The organism is Arthrobacter sp. G119Y2, from assembly GCF_038069765.1.
GTDB lineage: Bacteria > Actinomycetota > Actinomycetes > Actinomycetales > Micrococcaceae > Arthrobacter_B.
In genome coordinates this window covers 1-20,496 of record NZ_JBBPFS010000012.1, presented here as the reverse complement: position 1 = coordinate 20,496, position 20,496 = coordinate 1, and the positions used below count along the sequence as shown (strand labels likewise).

At 64.1% G+C, this 20,496-nt stretch carries 13 protein-coding genes, 1 tRNA gene, 1 rRNA gene and 3 pseudogenes; 7 read left to right on the top strand and 11 right to left on the bottom strand.

The window, feature by feature from the left end:
* Nucleotides 1-70 precede the first annotated feature (70 nt).
* From WKB88_RS17825 to WKB88_RS17810, 4 genes are all read right to left on the bottom strand, one after another.
* Nucleotides 71-511, bottom strand: coding sequence for a single-stranded DNA-binding protein (locus WKB88_RS17825; RefSeq protein WP_341395907.1), 441 nt, complete (start codon nucleotides 509-511; stop codon nucleotides 71-73).
* Nucleotides 512-557: 46 nt separating this feature from the next.
* Nucleotides 558-812: a glutaredoxin family protein gene (locus WKB88_RS17820; protein ID WP_341395906.1), complete on the bottom strand. Its 255-nt coding sequence runs from the start codon at nucleotides 810-812 to the stop codon at nucleotides 558-560.
* 663 nt (nucleotides 813-1,475) lie between these two features.
* Nucleotides 1,476-1,871: a hypothetical protein gene (locus WKB88_RS17815; protein WP_341395905.1), complete on the bottom strand. Its 396-nt coding sequence runs from the start codon at nucleotides 1,869-1,871 to the stop codon at nucleotides 1,476-1,478.
* 1,752 nt (nucleotides 1,872-3,623) lie between these two features.
* Nucleotides 3,624-4,016, bottom strand: a complete 393-nt coding sequence (locus WKB88_RS17810) for a MerR family transcriptional regulator (protein ID WP_341395904.1) — start codon at nucleotides 4,014-4,016, stop codon at nucleotides 3,624-3,626.
* A 112-nt stretch (nucleotides 4,017-4,128) separates the two neighbouring features.
* Here WKB88_RS17810 and WKB88_RS17805 point away from each other — a divergent pair, with 112 nt between their 5' ends.
* Nucleotides 4,129-5,064 carry an alpha/beta hydrolase gene (locus WKB88_RS17805; RefSeq protein ID WP_341395903.1) on the top strand — a complete coding sequence of 312 codons (936 nt, stop codon included), beginning with the start codon at nucleotides 4,129-4,131 and terminating at the stop codon, nucleotides 5,062-5,064.
* Nucleotides 5,065-5,461: 397 nt separating this feature from the next.
* Here the strand turns inward: WKB88_RS17805 and WKB88_RS18275 are convergent.
* The 3 pseudogenes from WKB88_RS18275 to WKB88_RS17795 all read right to left on the bottom strand — a co-directional run.
* Nucleotides 5,462-5,512 (bottom strand): annotated as a pseudogene (locus WKB88_RS18275) (hypothetical protein); the annotation flags it as partial.
* 167 nt (nucleotides 5,513-5,679) lie between these two features.
* Nucleotides 5,680-5,790: pseudogene (locus WKB88_RS18270) on the bottom strand (Lsr2 dimerization domain-containing protein); the annotation flags it as partial.
* Nucleotides 5,744-6,746: pseudogene (locus WKB88_RS17795) on the bottom strand (IS481 family transposase). The pseudogenes WKB88_RS18270 and WKB88_RS17795, both read right to left, overlap by 47 nt.
* 197 nt (nucleotides 6,747-6,943) lie before the next feature.
* Here WKB88_RS17795 and WKB88_RS17790 point away from each other — a divergent pair.
* From WKB88_RS17790 to WKB88_RS17780, 3 genes are read left to right on the top strand one after another with little or no spacing between them, the layout of a single operon-like run.
* Nucleotides 6,944-8,446 carry a DUF3375 domain-containing protein gene (locus WKB88_RS17790; RefSeq protein ID WP_341395901.1) on the top strand — a complete coding sequence of 501 codons (1,503 nt, stop codon included), beginning with the start codon at nucleotides 6,944-6,946 and terminating at the stop codon, nucleotides 8,444-8,446.
* Nucleotides 8,439-9,239: a DUF4194 domain-containing protein gene (locus tag WKB88_RS17785; protein ID WP_341395900.1), complete on the top strand. Its 801-nt coding sequence runs from the start codon at nucleotides 8,439-8,441 to the stop codon at nucleotides 9,237-9,239. Before WKB88_RS17790 ends, WKB88_RS17785 begins: the two co-directional genes overlap by 8 nt.
* On the top strand, nucleotides 9,236-12,589 hold the full coding sequence (locus tag WKB88_RS17780; RefSeq protein WP_341395899.1) for an ATP-binding protein: 3,354 nt from the start codon (nucleotides 9,236-9,238) through the stop codon (nucleotides 12,587-12,589). Before WKB88_RS17785 ends, WKB88_RS17780 begins: the two co-directional genes overlap by 4 nt.
* A gap of 131 nt (nucleotides 12,590-12,720) precedes the next feature.
* Here the strand turns inward: WKB88_RS17780 and WKB88_RS17775 are convergent, their stop codons facing one another.
* Complete coding sequence (locus WKB88_RS17775) at nucleotides 12,721-15,948, bottom strand: hypothetical protein (protein WP_341395898.1); 3,228 nt, start codon at nucleotides 15,946-15,948, stop codon at nucleotides 12,721-12,723.
* Nucleotides 15,949-16,137: 189 nt separating this feature from the next.
* Here WKB88_RS17775 and WKB88_RS17770 point away from each other — a divergent pair, with 189 nt between their 5' ends.
* From WKB88_RS17770 to WKB88_RS17760, 3 genes are all read left to right on the top strand, one after another.
* Nucleotides 16,138-17,040 carry an oxygenase MpaB family protein gene (locus tag WKB88_RS17770; protein ID WP_341395897.1) on the top strand — a complete coding sequence of 301 codons (903 nt, stop codon included), beginning with the start codon at nucleotides 16,138-16,140 and terminating at the stop codon, nucleotides 17,038-17,040.
* Nucleotides 17,041-17,234: 194 nt separating this feature from the next.
* Nucleotides 17,235-17,921 (top strand): DsbA family protein, encoded by a 687-nt coding sequence (locus tag WKB88_RS17765; RefSeq protein ID WP_341395896.1) that lies wholly within the window; start codon nucleotides 17,235-17,237, stop codon nucleotides 17,919-17,921.
* Between the two features lie 125 nt (nucleotides 17,922-18,046).
* Nucleotides 18,047-19,141, top strand: a complete 1,095-nt coding sequence (locus WKB88_RS17760; RefSeq protein WP_341395895.1) for a phosphatase PAP2 family protein — start codon at nucleotides 18,047-18,049, stop codon at nucleotides 19,139-19,141.
* Between the two features lie 88 nt (nucleotides 19,142-19,229).
* Here the strand turns inward: WKB88_RS17760 and WKB88_RS17755 are convergent.
* The 3 genes from WKB88_RS17755 to rrf form a co-directional block, all read right to left on the bottom strand.
* Nucleotides 19,230-19,314: transfer RNA gene (locus tag WKB88_RS17755), tRNA-Ser, on the bottom strand.
* 67 nt (nucleotides 19,315-19,381) lie between these two features.
* Nucleotides 19,382-20,029: a TMEM175 family protein gene (locus tag WKB88_RS17750; protein WP_341395894.1), complete on the bottom strand. Its 648-nt coding sequence runs from the start codon at nucleotides 20,027-20,029 to the stop codon at nucleotides 19,382-19,384.
* Between the two features lie 382 nt (nucleotides 20,030-20,411).
* Nucleotides 20,412-20,496 (bottom strand): 5S ribosomal RNA (rrf, locus tag WKB88_RS17745); the annotation flags it as partial.

Below are 20,496 nucleotides of genomic sequence, written 5' to 3'. Positions count from 1 at the left end.
GTTCTCTCGCGTTCTTGGTGGGAAGGGGATGGGCCGGTGCCAGCGTATCCACCGGCGCTGAAGCTCTTGATTACTGTGCCCAGCTCGCCCAGGTTTCTCCCGCGGCCGGCTCGGCCCCGGTAGCGGCTCCTTTTTCCGGTGCTGGCTTGTTGGCGCGGCTGGCTTTCGCGGTCGCGTAGCGCAGCGACAGGCCGATTTCCTCAACCTCGAACTCCATGACGTTGCGCTTCTCCCCTTCCTTGGTTTCATAGCTGCGCGGCTTCAACTCGCCGCGGGCGATGACCCGGGTGCCCTTGGTGAGGGATTCAGCCACGTTCTCAGCTGCTTCCCGCCAAACGCTGCAGCGCAGGAACAAAGTGTCTGCGTCTTTCCATTCGTTGGCCTGCCGGTCGAAGGTTCTGGGGGTCGAGGCAATGGTGAAGTTTGCGACGGCGGACCCGCTGGGAGTGAAGCGCAGTTCCGGGTCAGCGGTGAGGTTTCCAGTAACGGTGAGGGTGGTTTCGCCTGCCATGATGATCAGCTTCCTTTGGGTAGGTGGGTGTGCTGCGTTTTATGGGTTAGTGGGCTTTCTCCAGCTCGATGACCTGGTTGATCTTGTCCGGGTTCAGTCCTGACCAGTGATCTTCGGAACCATCCTTGTCGTAAACGACGACGGGGACCTGGGCATATCCGAGTTCGTTGGAGATGTAGTCCACTGCTGTTTCAGCGGTGCTGATGTCCACTACCTGAGGTGTCAGTCCGGCCGCTTCGAACTTCCGGATGGTGAGCTTGCACGGTGAGCAGCCGGGCCTGGTGTAGACGGTGATAGTCATGGCACTCATTCCTCAGGTTTCGTCGTCGTTTAGTGTGAGTCCGTGCGGTGGTGCTGCTTCTATTTTCCCATTTATTCATCTGAATAAACAGCATTTTTCCGCTTATTCTAGGGGTTTTCTACCTGTTTTTTGGGGAAAGGTGAGTTGGGTTCGGGACCGGTGGCGCTGGTCGGGTTGTTGGCCCCTCCCCCGTTGTTTTTTGCCTGCTGGCGAGCTTGTCTCGCTGTTCCCGTCGGAGCAGTGCTCAACGCCGCAGGCGCAAGAGCAGAAACGTTTTGGGCGGAAATAAGCGAAGCGCCGATAAATACGTGGATGCTTGCAGCCGGCGTGAGCCGGTTGACGCTGTGGAGCGGGAACGCATAATCCGCAGGACAGCAGCAAAAAACGTCGTAGACAAATCCCGGATGCGACGAAGGAGCAGCCGGCTACAGTCCGGAGCGCAGCGCAGGGCCGCTGATTTTCAGCGCTGGTTGGTGGGCGGCCGGTGCTGGTTCCTAGCTGCAGCGGGTCGGCCGGTGGCCGCGACGAAGGAGCGGCCCGAAGTATTCAGGCCGGAGCGAAGCGCAGGACCGCTCATAGTGTCCTGGGACCTGGCCCGGCCCGAGTTCTGCGAGGGCCGGGCCGCGCCTCCTTGGGGGGAACGGGCGCGGCCCGGCTGGTCGGTTACTCTACGGTTTCCCGTCCGGGAATCCAACCAAAGTAGGGCTTGCGGTAGCGGCTGGGCAGTTCGGCGGCGGCCTCGGGCAGGTCCTCCGGTCCTTGGGACTGGCCCAGCTTCCAGAAGCCGAACACTGCTTCGGTGATCGCCACATGGCACGCGGTCTGTGTGCGGAACCAATGCGTTTCGGTGTCGCCTTCGATGTAGAGGCCGTACCCGTAGAGCGGGCCTGCAGCGTCGGTGTGCTTGGCGGCGGTGAAGATGATGTAGGGCCAGGCTCCGGCGTCCCATCCCTCACTGCCCCAGCTGGGCAGCACGGCCCACGGGGTATCGGCGAGGGTGTCGATCCAGTCGTAGCCGTCGCCGGTGCGGTCATCGGCGGGCAGCTGCGGGGCCTGCACGGTCTCACTGGTGTCCTTGGTGGTGAACTGGGTTTCAAGGTTTTTGCTCCTGTGGTTGCGGGTGGCTCGGGGCCTATGGTGGTCCAGCAGTTGGCCCCTCCCCCGTTGTTCTTTGCCTGCTGGCGAAGCTTGCGGAGCTGTGCCCGACGGAAGCCTGTCTACCCGCAGGGCAAGGGTCGGAAAATTTCCGGAGGATAGAAGCGACGCAGGAGCGCCGGAGGAAAATTTGCGGGCCGCAGGCCCCGACGAAGGAGGGGCTAGACGGGCTGGAGCGGGCACGTATGATCCGAAGGACAGCAGCAAAAAACGTCGTAGACACATCAGGTTCGGGGGGTCCGGAGCTCTGCGACGGTGCGGCCCGGGCCAAAGAGCCGGCCGCGGAGCGGACGCCCGTTTCCTGGTTGAAGCGCCAGCGGAAACCAGGACAGTGGCCGACCAGAATCTTCGGCGGCCTAGGGCCCTGGCATAGAGTGAACGCATGACTCAGGAACCAACGGCTAGGAGACAAAGCCGGACGTGGATTGTTTGGGCATGGGCGGCGGTTGTTACAGCCGGGGTGAGCATCAGTTTCTTTGTCCGAGCCGACGCTTGGGATGACACGGTCACAGGAGTGCTCTGGGTTTTGACGACGTCTGTCCTGGCTGCCCGGGCTGAGTATGGGCGTAAGCGCAGCATCTAGGTTCAAGACTGCAGCGGCCCCGGCAGGTGCCGGGACCGCAGCGGGTCTAGCTGTGGTGGTGCTTTCTCACTATTGCCCAAGCGGCGGTGACGGCGCCCAGCGCCAGGACTGAGAGCACCAGATTCAAGACGATCATTGCTGTTTCCTTTCTTCGATGAGCGGCTTAGAGTGAGAAGGAGCCCGGTGGCCGCAACCTTTGCGGTCACGACCACCGGGGGTTGTGTGACTACTTCCTTGCACGTCGCTTACGCTTCCGAGTTCGCCCTCGGGAGCGTTTGCTCATTAAGAGCACGCTTCGTGCGGTGAGTAGAGCCACGACTGCCGTTGCCAGCTGCACTACCGCGGTAGTGAGCTGCAACGCGTGGTCGATGCTCATTCGCCACACCTCCTTTCTGCCCCGCCATGCGAGGCCCCCACCGATTCAGCCGGTCGAGGACGGACTGCGTGACGGTGTTTGGGCGCGTGGATTGACTGGACGGGCCCCCGGAGGGCTACGATCGGTGGCCTTGTATGACGGAGATACCCAGCCACCCACAAGGCAAAAAGAGGCTTTCACTCCGGAGCGAAGCGCAGCAGGGCCTTTCGCTTTGTATTAGGCCGGCCGTGCGGGGCTTGGCCTGTACTGGGTGGTGTGGACGCGCAGCGTGTAATGGCGGCGGCCGGGGGAGCTGGCGGCGGAGGCCGCCGCCCGCGCACTCAGGGATTGCCAGGCACCCAAGGACGGGGCCAGAATCCGTTTTACTCAGACTCGGGTCCCGCTCCCCCGGTCAATCCGCCGTTCGGCTTTCTCTTCCTCGGCCATAGCACCGGAACGGTGTGCTCCGGGCGTGGCGAATCCGGCGACTTTCCAGTCGGTGTGCAGGTAAGTCACGTTCAGCGCGGGCTCTGGGCATCGGTCTGCTTGGTAGCCGCAGCATACCCGGCCAGCCCTTTAGCAACATGGGCAGGGCGAGGCGTTCGCCTTCGACGGTGTATTCGCGCAACACGAGGAAGTTGTGACTCACAGCGACACATGTCCCGATTTCCACTGCTAAACGGCCTTGCTGGGGGCTGGAGAGAAGGCGGCAGAGTTCCTATGGGCGAGCAACGCCCCCGGCTTCGTCCCGCAGAGAATTCAGCCGCTGCAAATAGGCTGTGACCGCGTCGCGGTTGCGCGTGAGGATACCGACCAGGCGATCGAGGCGATTCCGCTCTCGCTCGAGCTCAGCCGCCATCTCGGGAGTGACACCAACGAAATGGATGGAGTCCTGTGGGGAATCAAAGCACGGTAGGAGCTCCCCGACCATGCGTGTGGAGAGGCCCGCCTCGAGGAGGCCGCGGATCTGCTCTACGCGCCCCACGCTCGACTCCGCGTAGCTCCGGTAGTTATTCCCCTCCCGGGTTGCGCTGAGGAGCCCACAGGACTCATAAAACCGTAGCTGCCGCGGGGTAGCTCCCGTCCGTTCTGCAAGTTCTCCGATACGCACGGTTCGACCCTATTTGACCTTAACGCAAGTGTCAATGTTGCAAGGTACCGATAGTGCCTCTCGCTTCCGTCAAACGTCGGGAGCTCGGCGCTCTATGAAAGGACCCACCACTATGCCCCTTGAACCCAATCTGGCTCGGATGCTCGCCGGATGGCAGCACGCCGCTCGGTACCTCGGCCCCGCCCTTCTCGGGCAACCAGATGTTCCGTGGGTAAAGGCCCGCGAGGTCTATTCCCAGGAGCTCGCGGACCTACTGCCGCCTCCTGACGGCGTCAGCTTCGAAAGCACCACCCTAGGGGGAGTGCCGACGATGTTGGTGACCCCGGACAATGCTGATAAGAGTCGAGCGTTGCTGTACATCCACGGTGGCGGTTACGTGCACGGCGCCGTCGAACCATATCGAGTACTCACGGGTGAATACGCCAAGAGACTCGGCATCCCGGTCTATGTCCCTGACTATCGGCAGGCCCCCGAACATCCATTCCCTACCCCCATTCAGGACGTCTTCACCGTGTACGAGGAACTCGTCAACCGGGGACTCCACACGGGATCCCTCGCAGTCTCCGGAGACTCAGCGGGAGGTGCCATGGCGATCACGGTCATGAGATGGGCTAGGGACCGCGGGCTGGACCTACCCGTCGCAGCCGTGTCCATCTCGCCCTGGGCGGACCTGACAAACACCGGCGCATCCATGCGGACGCGAGACGGTCTTGACCCTTTAGTCAACGAAACGACCCTCAACCAGCTAGCGGCCACCTTCTTGCAGGGAGCACTCCCGACCGACCCCGACGCGTCTCCGGTTTTCGCCGATGTGCGTGCTCTGCCCGCCACGCTCATTCAGATCGGCGAGAACGAGGTCATGCTCGACAATGCCCTCGATCTCGGTCGGAACCTGGCCCACCAGCGTGTCCGAATAACCCTCGAGGTTTGGCCTGAGATGTTCCACGTCTGGCATATGTTTGCCGGTCATTCACCCCTAGCGACTGAGGCGCTCGAAAATGCCGTGGCGTTCATCACGCGCGAATTCTCGAGGTCGCGGCGAGCCTGAGGCAGTAGAGGTGCCGCATGCCGGACACCGTCCGGATCCCGCATGCGGCAGTTAGTTACCGTGTGCAACACCCCAAATGGCCCCCAAGCGATCGCCGGGATACTCCAGCCTGTCGTCAGCTTACCTGCGTGCCGTTGCGTGACCCGCTGAAGCAGTTCCCCCGGTGGTCGTGACCGGAAAGGTTGCGGCCACCGGACTCCTTCTCACTCTAAGCCGCTCAACCGGCCGCCTGAGTACGGATGACCCAAGGATCAACAAAATTGCATCTGGAACATGAAAGCAATACGTTTTCCTTGACCTGGACGTCGGCAAAACCGGCCACCACTCGGTAACCCTGAATCGGGCCGGAAGAAGCTCTATAACAAGGCCCAATGGATGGTTCTAGGCTGCAATCCGCTTAGGAGTTGGCTGCATGGTATGCCTCGATGATACTTTTACTGACCCGACCCCGGCTGCTGGGGCTGTAACCGTTCTTTTCAGCCTACTCGCGGATACCGTGGGGTTCATTTCGGGAAGGTGGAGTGGAGCGCTGTTGGGACCGCGACCGTCCGCGCGTACCTTGCGACCCTTTTCAAGATAGACGCTCAGTTCTTCGCGCAGCCAACTGGCGTTCTCCGCCGTTAGATCAATTTCGTACGCGACACCGTCCAGGTCGAAGGTGGCGGTTTCTGCAGCTTCTTCACCGGTGATATCGTCGAGGAGCTGTACCTGTACACGTTGTGCCATTCTTGTCGCCTTCGTCTTTGCCTCCGAGGCTGCCGTGCGGGCGTTGGTGGTTGTAGAAGTCTAACCACGGCTGGAGGGCATCGGTACGGGCCTGGTTCGAGGTAAAGACGTGCCGGTAGGCCCAGCCTTCCTGCAGGGTCCGGTTAAAGCGTTCAGCTTTGCCGTTCTGCCACGGATGCCTTGGCTTGATCAGGATGTGCTTGGCCTCCAGGCCGGCCAGCACGGACTGGAAGTCTTTGGAGAGCCGGTAAGCGAACGCGTTATCCGTCATTACCCGTTTCACCGGTGCCCCGTTCGCGGCCATGAACGCTGCGGCCCGAGTAAGGAACCCGGCGCAGGTGACGCCCTTCTCATCCGGGTGAACCTCGACGAACGCGAGCCGGGAGTGATCATCGACAGCCACGTGAACGTAGTCGAAACCAACCCGGGTATGCCCTTTGGCATGGTTACGGACGGACTGGTTCGGGTCCGCCCGCCAGCCGCCTCCGTCCGGGATCCGGCCGAGTTTCTTCACATCGATGTGGATCATGTCCCCGGGTGCGTCGCGTTCGTAGCGGCGTTCCGTGGCACGTGAGGCACGGATCCGGATCCCGGTCAGCGGGTCCAAGTCCCCAGAGCTTGGGAACGTGCGCGCGGGCCAGGATCCGGGAGACCGTGCGGGCACCGACACCGGTCCGGGCAGCGAGGTCCGAGGGCCCGGAGCGGTGCTCGGTGCGAGCAGCCAGGACCTCGGCCGTTTTTTCTGCGCTGGTGGCGTGCGGGCAGGACTTCGGTCGGGAGGATCGGTCTTCCAGACCGGGCAGTCCTTGATCCCGGTAGCGGGTCACCCAGCGGTAGGCGGTGGGCCTGGATATGCCCATTTCTTTCGCTACGTGCGCGACGGGCCGGCCCTCGGTGACGCGCTGGATCAGGATCATTCTTCCGGCAGGAGCCAGACGGGCATTACGGTGGGACATGAAGACCTCTTAGGTTCGGACCGGTGTGGTAACCACCAACCTAAGAGGTCTTCACCTATATCGCCGTGTAATTAACGTGGTGTCTCAGTACACCTAGCGGCCCGCCGCCCGGCTCCCCGCCGATGCCACCTTCCGGCCTGCCGACAGCTAAAATCGACAAGGCCCGTTTGTCCTGTTCCCGGTCCGGAAAGCGCAGAATGTCCTTTATCGAAAACGCGGTGGCCCACTGGGCGGAACTGCAGCGGCTCCAAGCCACACCGGGCTGGAAACTCACCACCGCAAATCCGTGGGTGCTGGCCCTGTTCCGGGAAGCCTTCAGCCGCACCCGGCCGCGGATTCCGCTCGAGGAATTCCACAACATGACCGACGGATTCCTGCGCCAGCTGCGCATCTCCGGAGTGAGCCTGCGCGAGGACTGGACCGGAAAGAACTACGCCGATGACTGGGTGGCCCGCCGCTTCCTGGCCCGCCCCCGCGTCGACGGCCGGTTCGTCTACGAACTTACTGAGTCCTCGGTCCGCTACCTCTCCTACTTGGACGGCTTCACCTCGGACAAAACCAGCCTGAACTCCTCCCGGCTGGCCACCCTGCTGGACAGGGTGGAAAACCTGGCCCACGAAACCAACCCGGACCCCGCAGCACGCATCGCGGTGCTGAAAGAGGAAGTTGCCCGCCGCGAGGAGATGATCCGCGCCCTGGAATCCGGCGAGGCTCCGGCCCCGGTCGACGGTGAGACCGCCGTCGAAGCAGCGCAGGACATCCTGGACCTCGCAGCCGCACTGCCGGCGGACTTCAAGCGGATGCGCGACGGACTGGAGAAGATGCTGCACGCCCTGCGCCAGGAAATGGTGGAATCCAACGCCGCCAAGGGCCTGACCATGGGCGAAATCCTCGAGGCGGACCGCAAGCTGCGCAACACCAGCGAAGGCCGCACCTACGAGGGCTTCACAGCCTTCCTGAACGACGCCGAACAGCAGGACCGCTTCCGCGCCGCCATCGCCGAGGTGCTCGAGCGGGACTTCGCCGAGGACATGAGCCCCGAAGACCGGCAAAGCCTGCACCGGCTGATCAGCGATATGCGCGGCCAGGCCACCGAAATCCACCGCATCTACGGCCGGCTCTCCGAATCCATGCACACCTACGTGCAGAGCGACGAGTACCGCGAATCGGTCCAGCTGCGCCAGCTGATCCGCACCGCCGAGACCGCGATCCACAAGGCACCGCGCAGCAAGCGCCGGACCGCCGTCGTTCCGGCACCCCAGCTGTACGGCGCGGCCTTCGAATCCCTGGGCATGGTGCACCTCTTTAACCCCGAAGACCACGCCCCGCCGCCCAAGCTGCCGGCACCGCCGTCGTTCAGCGAAGCGGACATCCACCGCTCCGCACGCACACCCAAGGCCAACCGCCGGGCACTGCGCGACGCCGTCACCCGGGCCGCCGGAAAACGCGGCACCGCCACGGTGGGTGAGATCTTCGCCGAACTCGCCCCCGAGGACCGGCACCTGAACAGCATCCGCGCCCTGCTCTCGGCGGCGCTGGAAGCCGGCTCCGCGGACTTCTCCCTCGCCTCCCGCGGCGGCAGCACCCCCGCCGGGCTGGCCGCACAACCCGAATCCGTCACCTTTACCCAGATCGACGGCAGCGAGCGCACCGCGCTGCTGCCCGCCGTCGCCGTCGCGAAAGCCCCCACCCATGAGTGAAACCAGCCTCGATCCGACCAGCACCGCCGGCACCACCAACCAGGTCGACGACGATCCCTACGCGGACGACTACACCGACAAAGCTGCCGCGGAACGGGACGTCCTGGTCGACGGACCCGAACTGTTCCCCGGCGACACCGGAACCCTGCCGCTGAAGCTGCGCCAGGCCCTGATCCGGCTGCTGCGCGGCCCGTACCTGGACGCCACCAGCTCGGACAACGTCTACAACACGGTGGTGGACAACCAGGCCGAACTGCGCACCCGGCTGAGTGAACTGTTCCTGACCCTGGTCATCGACGAGGACCGCAAGGTAGCCCTGCTGCGCCCGGTGGACATGCCCGAACCGCACACCGCAGTGCTGCAGCGCCAGCGCGAAATGACCCGCGAGGAAACCCTGCTGCTGCTGCGCATGCGCCTGCTGCTGGACCGGCACGCCGGCACCGGCAACGACGCCGTGATTGCCCGCAGCGACATCCTGGAAATCATCGAGGGCTACGTCGATCCGGGCCAGCGCGACGCCAAGTCGGTCGAGGACGTGGCCGACGCCGCCATCCGCAAGCTGGTGCAGGAACGCCGGCTGCTGCTGCCCACCGAGGTGGAGAACATCTGGGTCATTTCCGGTGCCCTGCCGCTGGCGCTGCCCTATGAACACATCGGTGACATTGTCACCTTCATGCAGGCCCTGACGGACGCCTCCGGTGAGCTGCCCGACCCGGCGCTTCCCGAGCCCGCTCCGGCCGAACCCACACTGGCCGAACAGGCCACAGCCAACGACGGCGAGGACATCGCGTGAGCATCGAAACCACCCTTCCCATGGGCGACCTGATCAACCCCGGCCAGAACCGGCTCTCCTCCGTGCAGATCGTGAACTGGGGAACGTTCGACGGCGCGCACACCATTTACGTGGACCGCGCCGGAACCCTGCTCACCGGTGACTCCGGCGTGGGCAAGTCCACCATCTTCGACGCGATGCTCCAGGTCATGGACGCCCGGCCGAAAATGAACGAGGCCGCCCAGAACAACGGCGGCAGCCTGGCCGAGGAAAAGCGCACCGCGTTCTCCTACATGCGCGGCCGCCTGGGAACCCAGGGCTCGGGCAACGGAAACGGGCCCGACGGCGGCGGCACGGCCGGCGCGGACGGCACCGCCTACCAGCGCCCCGGCGCCACCTGGTCCGCCGTCTGCCTGACCTTCGATAACGGACTGGGCCAGATCACCTCGCTCTCCGTTCTCATGGACCTGCCCGCCAACGGCACCGAGCATCACGTGGGCCGGTTCTACGCCGTGCACAACCGGCCGCTGGACATCCGCACTCTGGAAACCGAAATGCGCGGCCGCTTCACCAAGGGCAGTCTCGAAGCGCTGCTGCCCGGCGCCGCCATCTTCGATTCGCACAAGATGTTCGCTGAACGCTTCCGCACCGCCCTGGGTGTGGAGGATGAGAAGGCCTTCGGGCTGCTGCGCATCCTGCAGACCGGCAAGGGCCTGGGCGGAACGGTCAACGACTTCTTCCGCACCAATGTCCTGGACACCCCCAAAACACTGGCCGCAGCCGATGAAGCGGTGGAGGACTTCAGCCACCTGCGCAGCATCCGCCGGCAGCTCGAACGCGCCCGCCAGCAGCGCGACCACCTCGCCGACGTCCCGGACCTGCACCGGCTCTACACCGCCACGGACACCGAACTGCGGCACAACCGCGCCCTCACCAAGGACGGGCTGCCCGCCTATCGGCAGCGCCTGACCCTGGCCAGCCACGAGCGTGACGTCGCCCGGCTCACCGCGCAGGAGGAAACCGGCGCCCGCGAGCTGTCCGCCGCGGAAACCCGCCGGAACGAGCTGAAGAAGAAGCTGAACGCCCTCACCGCCCGGTACAGCGAAGAAGGCGGCGGCACCATCGCCACGCTCGAACGCGAACTGGCGGCCGCCGTCGTGCAGCTGAACTCCCGCGTCGCGCTGGAGGAAACCGCCCGCGGTGAACTGGCCGCCGCCGGCATCGAGGTGGACTTCTCCCCTGCCGGCCTCGCCACCGCCCGCAGCCGCGCCGCCGAACTGGTGAAGTCCCTGACCCTGGAGGTGGAGGCAGCCCGCGAGCGCAGTTCCGACGCGCACGGGCAGGCCTGGCAGCTCAAGGGGCAGATCGCCAAGCTGGAAAACGACATCGGCTCCTTCCGCCGCCGCACCTCCAACATCCGGCAGGAATCCCTGGACCAGCGCGCAAAGATCTGCGCCGCCACCGGACTGGACGAGGCGGACCTGCCGTTCGCCGCCGAACTGATCGACCTGGAGCCGGAGCAGCAGCAGTGGCGTCCGGCCGCCGAACGCACGCTGCGCTCCCTCGCCACCGCGCTGCTGGTGTCCGGCGAGCACATGCGCGCCGTCACCCGCTACCTCTCCGAAACCAACCTCAACGGATTCCTGCGCTGCATTGACGTCAGTGTTCCCGTCGAGGGACCCTCCGAGCCCGGGCCGCGGGACCTGATCACCAAGCTGGTCACGCAGGACTCCGAGATGGGCCGCTGGGTCGCCCGCAAGATCACCGCCCACTACGACTTTGTCTGCGTGGAGGATCCGGATGAGCTCGCCGGGCTCTCCCGCGGCGTGAGCCTGGGCGGCGCGGTCAAGCGCAACTCCTCCACCACCGAGAAGGATGACCGGCACGCCAAGGCCTCGGACAACGTCCTGGGCTTTGACAACAAGGACACCGTCGCCGCCCTCGGCAATGAGCTGCTGACCCTGCGGGACCGCTACAGGGAGGCCGACACCCGCTCCCAGGCGCAGGCCCAGACCCAGGCCGAGCTGGTCAGCCGGCTCGCCGCGGTCCGCCGCGTCGCCGCCGACACCCGCACCTGGGAGGAGCTCTCCGCCTCCTCGCAGCGCGACGCCGTTGCTGCCGCCACCGATGCCCTCGATTCCGCCCGGGATGCGAACACGGACTTGGAGCAGATCCGCTTCGAGCTGGACACCGCCGAGCTGGACCATACGGCGGCGATCGAGAAGATCGGCGTGCTCAAGGGCGATCTGGCCCGCACCCGGGAACAGCTCGCCGCCGCAACCGCCCGCCGGGACACCCTGGCCGCCAAGGCGCTGGGCGCCCTGGATGCGTCTCTGCAGGAGGCGCTGGAGGAACTGTTTGCCCCCTTCGGCGAGATCACCGACGTCGTGCGCCTGCAGGAGGCCGCCTCCGAGGTGGAGCGGACCCTGATTACCGAGGGTGCCCGGCTGGAAAAGACGCTGCTGGAAACGAAGAACCGGCTTGAGCGGACCTTTGAGACGTTCACGGACAAGTGGGGCTCGGACTTCGGCACCTCGGTGGATGCCGCCGGCGCCTATGCGGAGCGGTTCGAGAGCATCGTGTCCGAGGGCCTGCCGCAGCACGAAACCGAGTTCCGCGAATACTTCAACAACCGCACCTACGAGCGCTTCAGCGATCTGCTCGCCCTGCTGGACGAGGAACGGCGCAGCATTTCCTCGCGCCTGCTGCCGCTGAACTCGGTGCTGCAGCGGGTGGAATACCATGTGGACAGCCACTTGGAGATCGAGGTCAAAACCACGGTGCCCGACGCCGCCCACAAGTTCCGCACGGAACTGAAGAACGCGCTGCCGATGATGGGCCTGCGGCAGAACAAAGCGGACATGGACGCCCGCTACACCGCACTGGAGAACCTGGTGGACCGGCTGAAGGATCCGGAGGAACGCCGCTGGCGGGCGGAGGTCCTGGATGTGCGCTCCCACGTGACCATCACCTGCACGCACCGCCTCGCCAACGGCCAGGCGTACACCAACCTGCAGGCGTCGCTGATGTCCGGCGGCGAGGGCCAGCGGTTCACCGCGTTCATCATGGCCTCCGCGCTGGCCTACCAGCTGGGCATTGTCTCGCAGGGCTTCAGCACCTACGGGACCGTGATGATGGATGAGGCATTCGTGAAGTCATCACTGTCCTTTGCCGAGGCGTCCATCAACGCGCTGCACGAGTTCGGCTTCCAGCTGCTGCTCGCCGCGCCCGAGGACAAGGTGGACTTGTCCCGGTTCCTGGGCTCGGTCACCGAGATCCTGCGCGACGACGCCGCCAACCGCTCCGGCGTGCTGGAACGCGAGATGCGGCGCGGCTCCGGCTCGGTGCCGGTGAACATCCTCCTGCGGTAGGCGGTTCTGCCGGGGTCTGGTGCCTGCGGTGCCGGACCGGAGGCGCAGAGTGCCGTCGGTTCCGCTGGCAGGCGAGCATGAAAACACCATACGAATGCGGAGACCTAAGCACGCGAACATGGGTTCGGCGCCTAGACGAATCCCTGCCCTGAAAGCCGTCTCCACCAGTCCAGCATGCGTTGCCGCAACCTCGCCTGTGAACGTGGTTGGGGGCCGTCAGAGGTGGGGGCAGGCACGTCGGCCGGCGAGGTCTCGAAAACCACGGCAAGGGGCACCCATCCGGAGGGCATGGGGCCTTGGCTTGTCGTGAATAAGGCCCGGTCGCCGTAGACAAGCACGAGCCCCGAGACAGCGCGAATGTGCTGGCAGAACACTGTTTCGAGGCCGTCGGCGAGGACCCGGGAGATGCCGTCGCCATCGTTGATGGTGAGTGCGTTTCCCCGCAGAATGGCCGACCATCCGTGAGCACACTGCATTCCGTCCCCCTGGCCTGACCGCGGCAGACCAGCAGCCATGAATTCTTCACGCAGGGGGTCGGTCTTCCCTCCGGAGCCGTAACGGACCCGGCTCGCCGTGCACACCCACAGCAGTGGCATACCATCCGAGGGGTCAATCTCCTGCCAGTAATTGATATCGTCGCCACCGTCTACGGCTATCTCGACAGTGACGAATTCAGGCAGGTTGGCGAATGCCTCACGACGGCGGAAACGATCCAGTTGATCCGCAACCACGCTGGCTAGCTCGCACCAGGCTTGGAGCATGGGAGTACGCTCTTCCGGCCTGGGTAGGCTCGCGATGGCTGTCCGAAGGTCTGACGACTTACCGGTCGCCAGGCCTTGCAACAGATGGAGTCGTTGCTTTTCTGGTTGCTCCAGTTCAGCTGGGTTCTCGTGGAACCAAGCAATCACCCGCTGGAGGCAACCAACCAGGCTCTCCGGCAGCTCATGCTGGCGGCGGGCGACAGCCAGCATGAGCACAAAGCCGATGTCCAACAAGCGATCGAGTATCCAATCAACGAGCAGACTCTCCTCGAGAGCGTAGTTCGCTGCGCCCAGTGCCCGGTCTAGTGCCAGATGCCACTGGTCTGCCTCAACGAGCATGACGGCCTGCTCTAACTCGTTCTGCAGCTCCCTCACCTTGACGCTTCCCATAGGAATACCTGAAGCGTCCTTGTCCTCGGAGATCAACTGGCTCAAAGCACTGAACTGGTCAAGGGACGCTGGCAAGCGAAGGGCAACATTCTCATGAATACTCCGGACCGCTGCTCGCGTTTGCGCATCGTAAGAGGTCGGATCCATCCGTTTCACGAGATCGCGGGCCTGCTCAGCGGTGCTCTGCAGGCCTGCGAGATCGTGTTGACGCGCCATGACTGTGGCCGCACCAGCCAGCGTCTGCAACTGCGCTTGGATTCCTTCGGGTGTCCCCTCAAAGTGTTCTGGATCGGCCAGACGCACATTAAAGGCCGCAACGTACCAAACTCGAGCCACAGGCACATTCGAAGTGAGGACCGCTACCTGCGCAAGGTTATGCATTAACACGCTCAATTGAATTAGCACCATGGGTTCTTCGCGCAGGGTCTCTACCAATTCACGGAGAAGATGGTCGAGCGGATGAATAAGCGTAGCGCCCTCGCGGAATCGGTCGGCCTCGGTCAAAGAGGCTAAAGACTGGTCAGCTGTCCTGACCAGGGAGAGAACAGTGGCACCGTCCAGTTCCACACCGCGGGTCTGCGCGATGAGCTTCAGGAAGTCATGAACCTCAATGGTCTCGTCGTAGTCGTGTGGAGCTCCACTCGTGGCGACGACCCGTTGAATGACCGACGCAGCGAAGAGTTCTTCCAGCGCTTCACCCACAGGTAGGTCGATAGATAGTCCCCAGTCAGCAATCAGACGTTCGGGCACGCGGTTGCCACCCAGCAGCAGAAGGACAGACATCACCCGCTGCGCTGTCGGTGACAGCTCAGTCCACAGATCGACGATCACTTGAGCAGCTGTTCTTGGGTAGCCATGTGGCAGCAGGTGTGCGTCGTCCAGATCAAGGCGTTCGACACGCTCTGCGAATTGGCCCATGGCGTCTAAGGATGACCCGCGACGTTGAATCCAGCTAATCGAAAGTTCAAGAGCCAGCGGCCAGTTCGAGAGCCGCCCTGCGATCTCATCACAAGCCGCCAGCTGCTCGGATGACCACGTTGACTCTGGTTGTTTGAGGCGTTCCGCGACAAATTCCCGAGCCTCTACCCGGCTGAATTCGCCCAAGCGCAGGGCTGGCGCGAAGTCCTGCGGCCAGTCAGCCCGGGTGGTGGTGATGAGCGTTGATCCATACCCGCTCCGGGGCACCCACGCATCGATCTCCTCTATCGTTCGCACACCGTCTAGGACCAGCAGCCATGGAACGGGCAGCTCACCCAGCAATGCCATGAGGCCCTCAGCGGTCGGTTCCACCATCGGAACTCGTACGCCCAGTTCGTCCAAAGCCGCGGGCAGCTGAGTTTTTAATACCTCGGGGGATGAGGCATCAAGCCACAGTATGAACGCAACGTACTCCAGACGGGAACGGGCGAACTGGCTAGCCGCAGAGGTTTTACCTGTCCCTGACATCCCATGAATGACAGCGACCGGTGGCGATCCGTTGAAACTTGCCGTGCCGGGGAGGACGTCTCGCAAGAACTGGGTCACAGCTGGACGTTCGATGTAATTGCCCCTGGGGACTTGGATGCTTATGCCCCAACGGCGGGCTCCCAGAGCATCGGACAGCACTGGTGCTGGCCCCTCAAGAACGCTGCGGACATCTTCCCGAGTAATGCTCTGGTCCACGGGACGGGAGCCTGCTTCGTGAACCATGTCCACCAGCTGTCGCAGTATCAGGTAATGCAGATCAATGCCCAATCCGCCCGCCCCGGAGCTACGCAGACGACTGATCCGGAGCAGCAAAGCACTTGTCAGGTCGCTGAGTTTCTCTGCACGTCGTTCAAACCTCTCACCGGCAGACGGCAGCCACACGTTTTCAGCGGCGAGTTTTCGCTTCAGCTGCGCCGTCACAGTTCGGTTTGTTACTACCTCGCGCGACGCGGCCGTCGGGTGCTCGTTAGCCAGAGCCGCCAGAACCTCACGGACTTTCGTCACGCCGATTGTCGTAGACGACTCAGCCAATGATGCCTTCACTTGGATCGCTCGCTCGGCAGGCCCAGTGACGGAGCCCCGTACGATGATGTCAGCGGAGTCCTGTGCTGCGCGGTCTACGTCCACAACCCAGTCACTTGCAGCGGAACTCGCGAAAAGGTCGAGCAGGATCTCGACAGTGATCAGGTACTGGTACCTGAACCCGAAAGCTGAAGCAACTCCGCCGCCCTGACCCGCCATGAACGAAGCCTAAGCCAGAAGCCGGGCCGCGTCCCTGCGTGACTCGCGGTGCCTTCAACGGATCAACCAAAACTGCTCTGCGGCGCGGGGAGTCCCCCAGCCAATAGCTCCAGGTGAGTTCCCCCGTCGTCGTGGTCTTACCGGCGCAGTGTTGATACAGCTCTCAGAGACCGGGACCATACTGGGAGGATGGTCAACCTACTTTCCACCTGGCGCCGGCAGCTGATCGGCACCTTCAGCAACAATGCCGCCGAAATCCCGCAGTGGGAACTGGACCTGGCGAAGGGCGACGACACGGGATATTTCGGCACCGAATCGGCAGTGTGGGCGGTTCACGGGTCCATGACGCCGATCATTGCCGGCATCCGTGCCCTGCTGCTGCAGGCCCTGCACCCCGGCGCCATGGCCGGCGTGCACGATTTCTCCGACTACAAGGAGGATCCGCTGGGCCGGCTCGCCGGCACCATCCGCTGGATCTTCACCGTCACCTACGGGGACACCAAGGCGGCCCGCTCCGGATCCGAGTGGGTTCTGCGGCTGCATGAACGCGTGCACGGCACGTACGAGGACGCCGCCGGCCTCGAACGCCCCTACTCGGCGAACGATCCGGAGATCGCCCGCTGGGTACATCTGGCGTTCACCGACGCGTTCCTGAGCTCCCACCAGCGCTTCGGCGGGCCGATTCCCGGCGGACCGGATGCCTACGTCTCCGAATGGGCGGTGGCCGGGGAGCTGATGCGCATCGACAATCCGCCGCGGTCCGAGGCCGAGCTGCGCGCGCAGATGGCAGCATACGACGGCGAACTGCGGGACAGCGCCTACGTCCGGGAGGCGTTGGGGTTCCTGCGCCGGCCGCCGCTGCCGCGCTCCCAGCTGTTCGGCTACCGGGTCCTGTTTGCCGGCGCCGTCGCCTCGCTGGAGCCGCGGCACCGGCAGATGCTGGGGCTGAAGGAACCGCGGCTGGGTCCGTTCCGGATTCCGATGCGGCTGCCGGTAAAGGCCGTGCTTGGCGTCATCCGGCTGGGCCTCGGCCCGCAGGGGCCCAGCGAGCGCTCCGCCCGGGAGCGGATCGAGCGGCTGGCCGCCCGCTGACGGTGGTGATTACCCTCCGCTGGACGCGGCATGGCGACGGCCGTTGCGCCGGACACAGGACCGCCGGATGAAAATCACGCCGCACCCCGCTTCCAGTCCCCCGGAACCGGGTGAAACCATTAAAGGAAAGCCAACTGCACCCGGTGCCCGCTGCGTGCCTCTGCGCACGCTTCGCCACTTCAGGAAAGGGGACTATGCGCAGGGTTCTACCCTCACTACTCATCGCCGGCCTGCTTGTTAGCGGCGGCGTGGTTTCCTGCGGGACGTCGTCGGACTCCCCTGCACCGGAAACCTCGGCCAGTGTTCCGGCAGCAACCGCCGTCCCGACGGACCGCGTGGATCAGGTGGCTCCCGCGGATGCCAGGGCCATTACCGATCCCGCCGATCCCCAGGCGACGCTGGTGCTCTTCACCGATTACCAGTGCCCGTACTGCGCCATGATGGACACCCTGATCCAGCAGGCCAAGAACGATTACGGAGACCAGGTCCGCATCCTCGTCCGCAACTACCCGCTGCCCAAGCACCAGAACGCCGAAACCTCGGCAAGGGCGGTGGAGGCAGCCGCAGAACAGGGTGCGCTGGAAGAGATGGCCGCCGTCGTCTTCGAGCATCAGCAGGACTGGAAGAACCAGGAAGACGTGGAAGACCTCTTTGTCTCCTACGCCGGGGACCTGGGCCTGGATACGGAGCAGTTCCGCGCCGACTACAACTCCGACGCGCTCAAGGAACGGGTGGCCAGGGATCTGCAGGACTCCCAGGACTCCCAGGACCTCGAATTGCCGGGCACTCCATCACTGGTGCTCGACAACGAGGTGCTGATGCTGGATTCCATGGACTACAGCGCCATCCAGGAACAGTTGGACGCTGCCCTGAACAACTAGAACTCCTCCAGCGGGCAGGGCCGCGCTGGCCGGCGGATTCACGGCCTGAAGGTGTGATTGAAAGCATACTGATAATCAGGGTTCCTTGATAAAGGTTTGCCCCTTTCTTGGGATAAACATGTCTAATGACTATCCGCGCCGCGGCCGACCGGCCCGCCTGGCAGCGCCTTTTCGGCGTTCCCCTGCTTAATTCCCTCGCCTTCAGCGTGGTGATGCTTTTGACCGCCCTGTGGGCGGACCTGCCCATCCGGGATCCGGAAGGTTTCCTGGGGCCCAGCTATGTTCGGCTGCCGCTGATGGTGCTGCTGATGATCGCTGCCGACGTCGTACCGCGCGTCCTGGCCCGGCGACGCAAGCTCGGAGGCCTGAGAGCAGCCGCCTCCGATGTGCTGCGGACACGGTGGTCGGGGCCCCGGCTGGCCGTGGCAGTGGCGGGACTGATCACCTTCTACCTCGCCTACATGTCCTACCGGAATCTCAAGAGCTTCCTGCCTTTCCTGCAGGAGCATCTGACCGACGCCTTGCTGGAGGACTCCGACAAGTGGCTGGCCGGCGGCAGCTACCCCGCCGACGTCCTGCAGGGCCTGCTCGGCACCGGTTTCAGTGCGGAGCTGCTCTCGGGCGTCTACATGATCTTTATGGTCTTTGTTCCCGTGTCCCTCGCCGCAGCTCTGGTCTGGTCCGATAACCTGCAGCGCGGCGCCTGGTACGCCACAGCGCTGTCGTTCAACTGGATCCTCGGCACCGTCAGCTACTACGCCTTGCCGTCCCTGGGCCCGATCTACCACGACGCCGCACCCTTCAGCGACCTTCCCGAGACCGCCGTCTCCGGCCTGCAGGACACCCTGTACGAGAACCGGATCGAGGTGCTGGCGGATCCGTTCGCCACCGACGCCGTCCACGGCATTGCAGCCTTTGCTTCCCTGCACACCTCCATCGTCTTCACGGCCGCACTGGTGGCACACCTGACGCGCCTGCCCAGGGCGGCCCGCTGGATCATGTGGGTCTACGTGGCCCTCACAACCCTGGCCACGGTCTACTTCGGCTGGCACTACGTCCTGGACGTGTTCGCAGGCCTGGCCCTCGGCGCCGTGTCGGTGTGGCTGGCCGCCAAGGCCGTGGGCGGCGTCGGGAAATCCCGGGACAGCGGGGCCGCAGGGCGAGTGGAGAAGGAGGCGGCGCCCGACGTCGAACCGGAACTCGCCCCGGCCGCGCGGTAGCTCTCCCGGCGGGAACAGCCCCGCTGCCGCGACCTGCCGCAGACAAAGAAAAACACCCCGGTCCGAAGACCGGGGTGTTTCTCTTTTGCGGAGGATGGGGGATTTGAACCCCCGAGGGCGTTAACCCAACACGCGTTCCAGGCGTGCGCCATAGGCCGCTAGGCGAATCCTCCAGGCATTGCTCCGTAAGAAGCAGATATAAGACTACCCGATGCAGGGCTATTACAACGAATCGGGAGATTAGGGGACCGTTTCCGCCGGCGCAGCAGCCCTGCTCCCCAACAGCCTAAACAGCAGATTGACGACGACGATGGCGGCCCAGGAGAAGGTGGCGGCCGCCGGGCTGAGAAAGGCGATCGGAATGGAGAGCAGGAATACCGCAGGGGTAACAGCCACACGGGTCCGCGCATATGCCAGAAGCTGGGGATGGACGTCATCCTGGAACAACCCCCGATAGCCGGCATAGATCCACATGGCCGTGTTCGCTACCCCAATGAGCCCCAAGATCACGGCATAGACGACGACGCCGAGCACCTGGTCGCTGTAGAAGGCAATCATGTCTGCGGCGTAGCCGATCAGCGCAACCAAGAGCAGCAGCGTCAGGTTCAACCGCTGCAGCACTACGGTGAAGCCGGACAGCAGCCGGAACAGGCGGTGATGGCTGAGCCAGTAGGCAGCGGTGACCACAAAGGACAGCAGGTAGGCTGCGAATTCCGGGAGCTGCTCGCCGACGGCGCGGCCCAGTTCATCGGCGGGTACCTGCGGCACCTTGATGTCCACGGCCAGCAGGGTCAGGGCAATGGCGAACACTGCATCGCTGAAGAAGGCCGTGCGCTCAACGTCCGGCCCGGAATTGAACCGCTGGTTGAAGGCCTGGTTCATGCTCATGCGGGACACAGGGTCCAGTCTGGTGGACTGCACCTGCCCACGTCACCCCTCCCACCCCGCGAGATGGCAGTAAGTGCTCTTCTGGGCGCTCAGACGTGCAGTTGCTGCCATCTCGAGTGAGAGGAACCCCTCGCGTGTGAGGGGAACCCAACACGTGTGAGAGGAACCCCTTGCGCGTGAGAGGAACCCAACACATGTGAGGGGAAAGCAGGGGGTTAAACACGTAAGGCCCCGCCCACCAGGACAGGACCCCCACACACTCGCAGCTGAACACCCGCTGCTAAAGAACCCGGGGTAAACAACCGGGGGTTAAACAAACGGGTGCTTAAACAGCTGAGGTCCGCACCACACGGTGCGGACCTCAACCTCTCTGCCAGAATTTGTCCGGCGGTGACCTACTCTCCCACATCCTCCCGGATGCAGTACCATCGGCGCTGTGGGTCTTAGCTTCCGGGTTCGGAATGGGA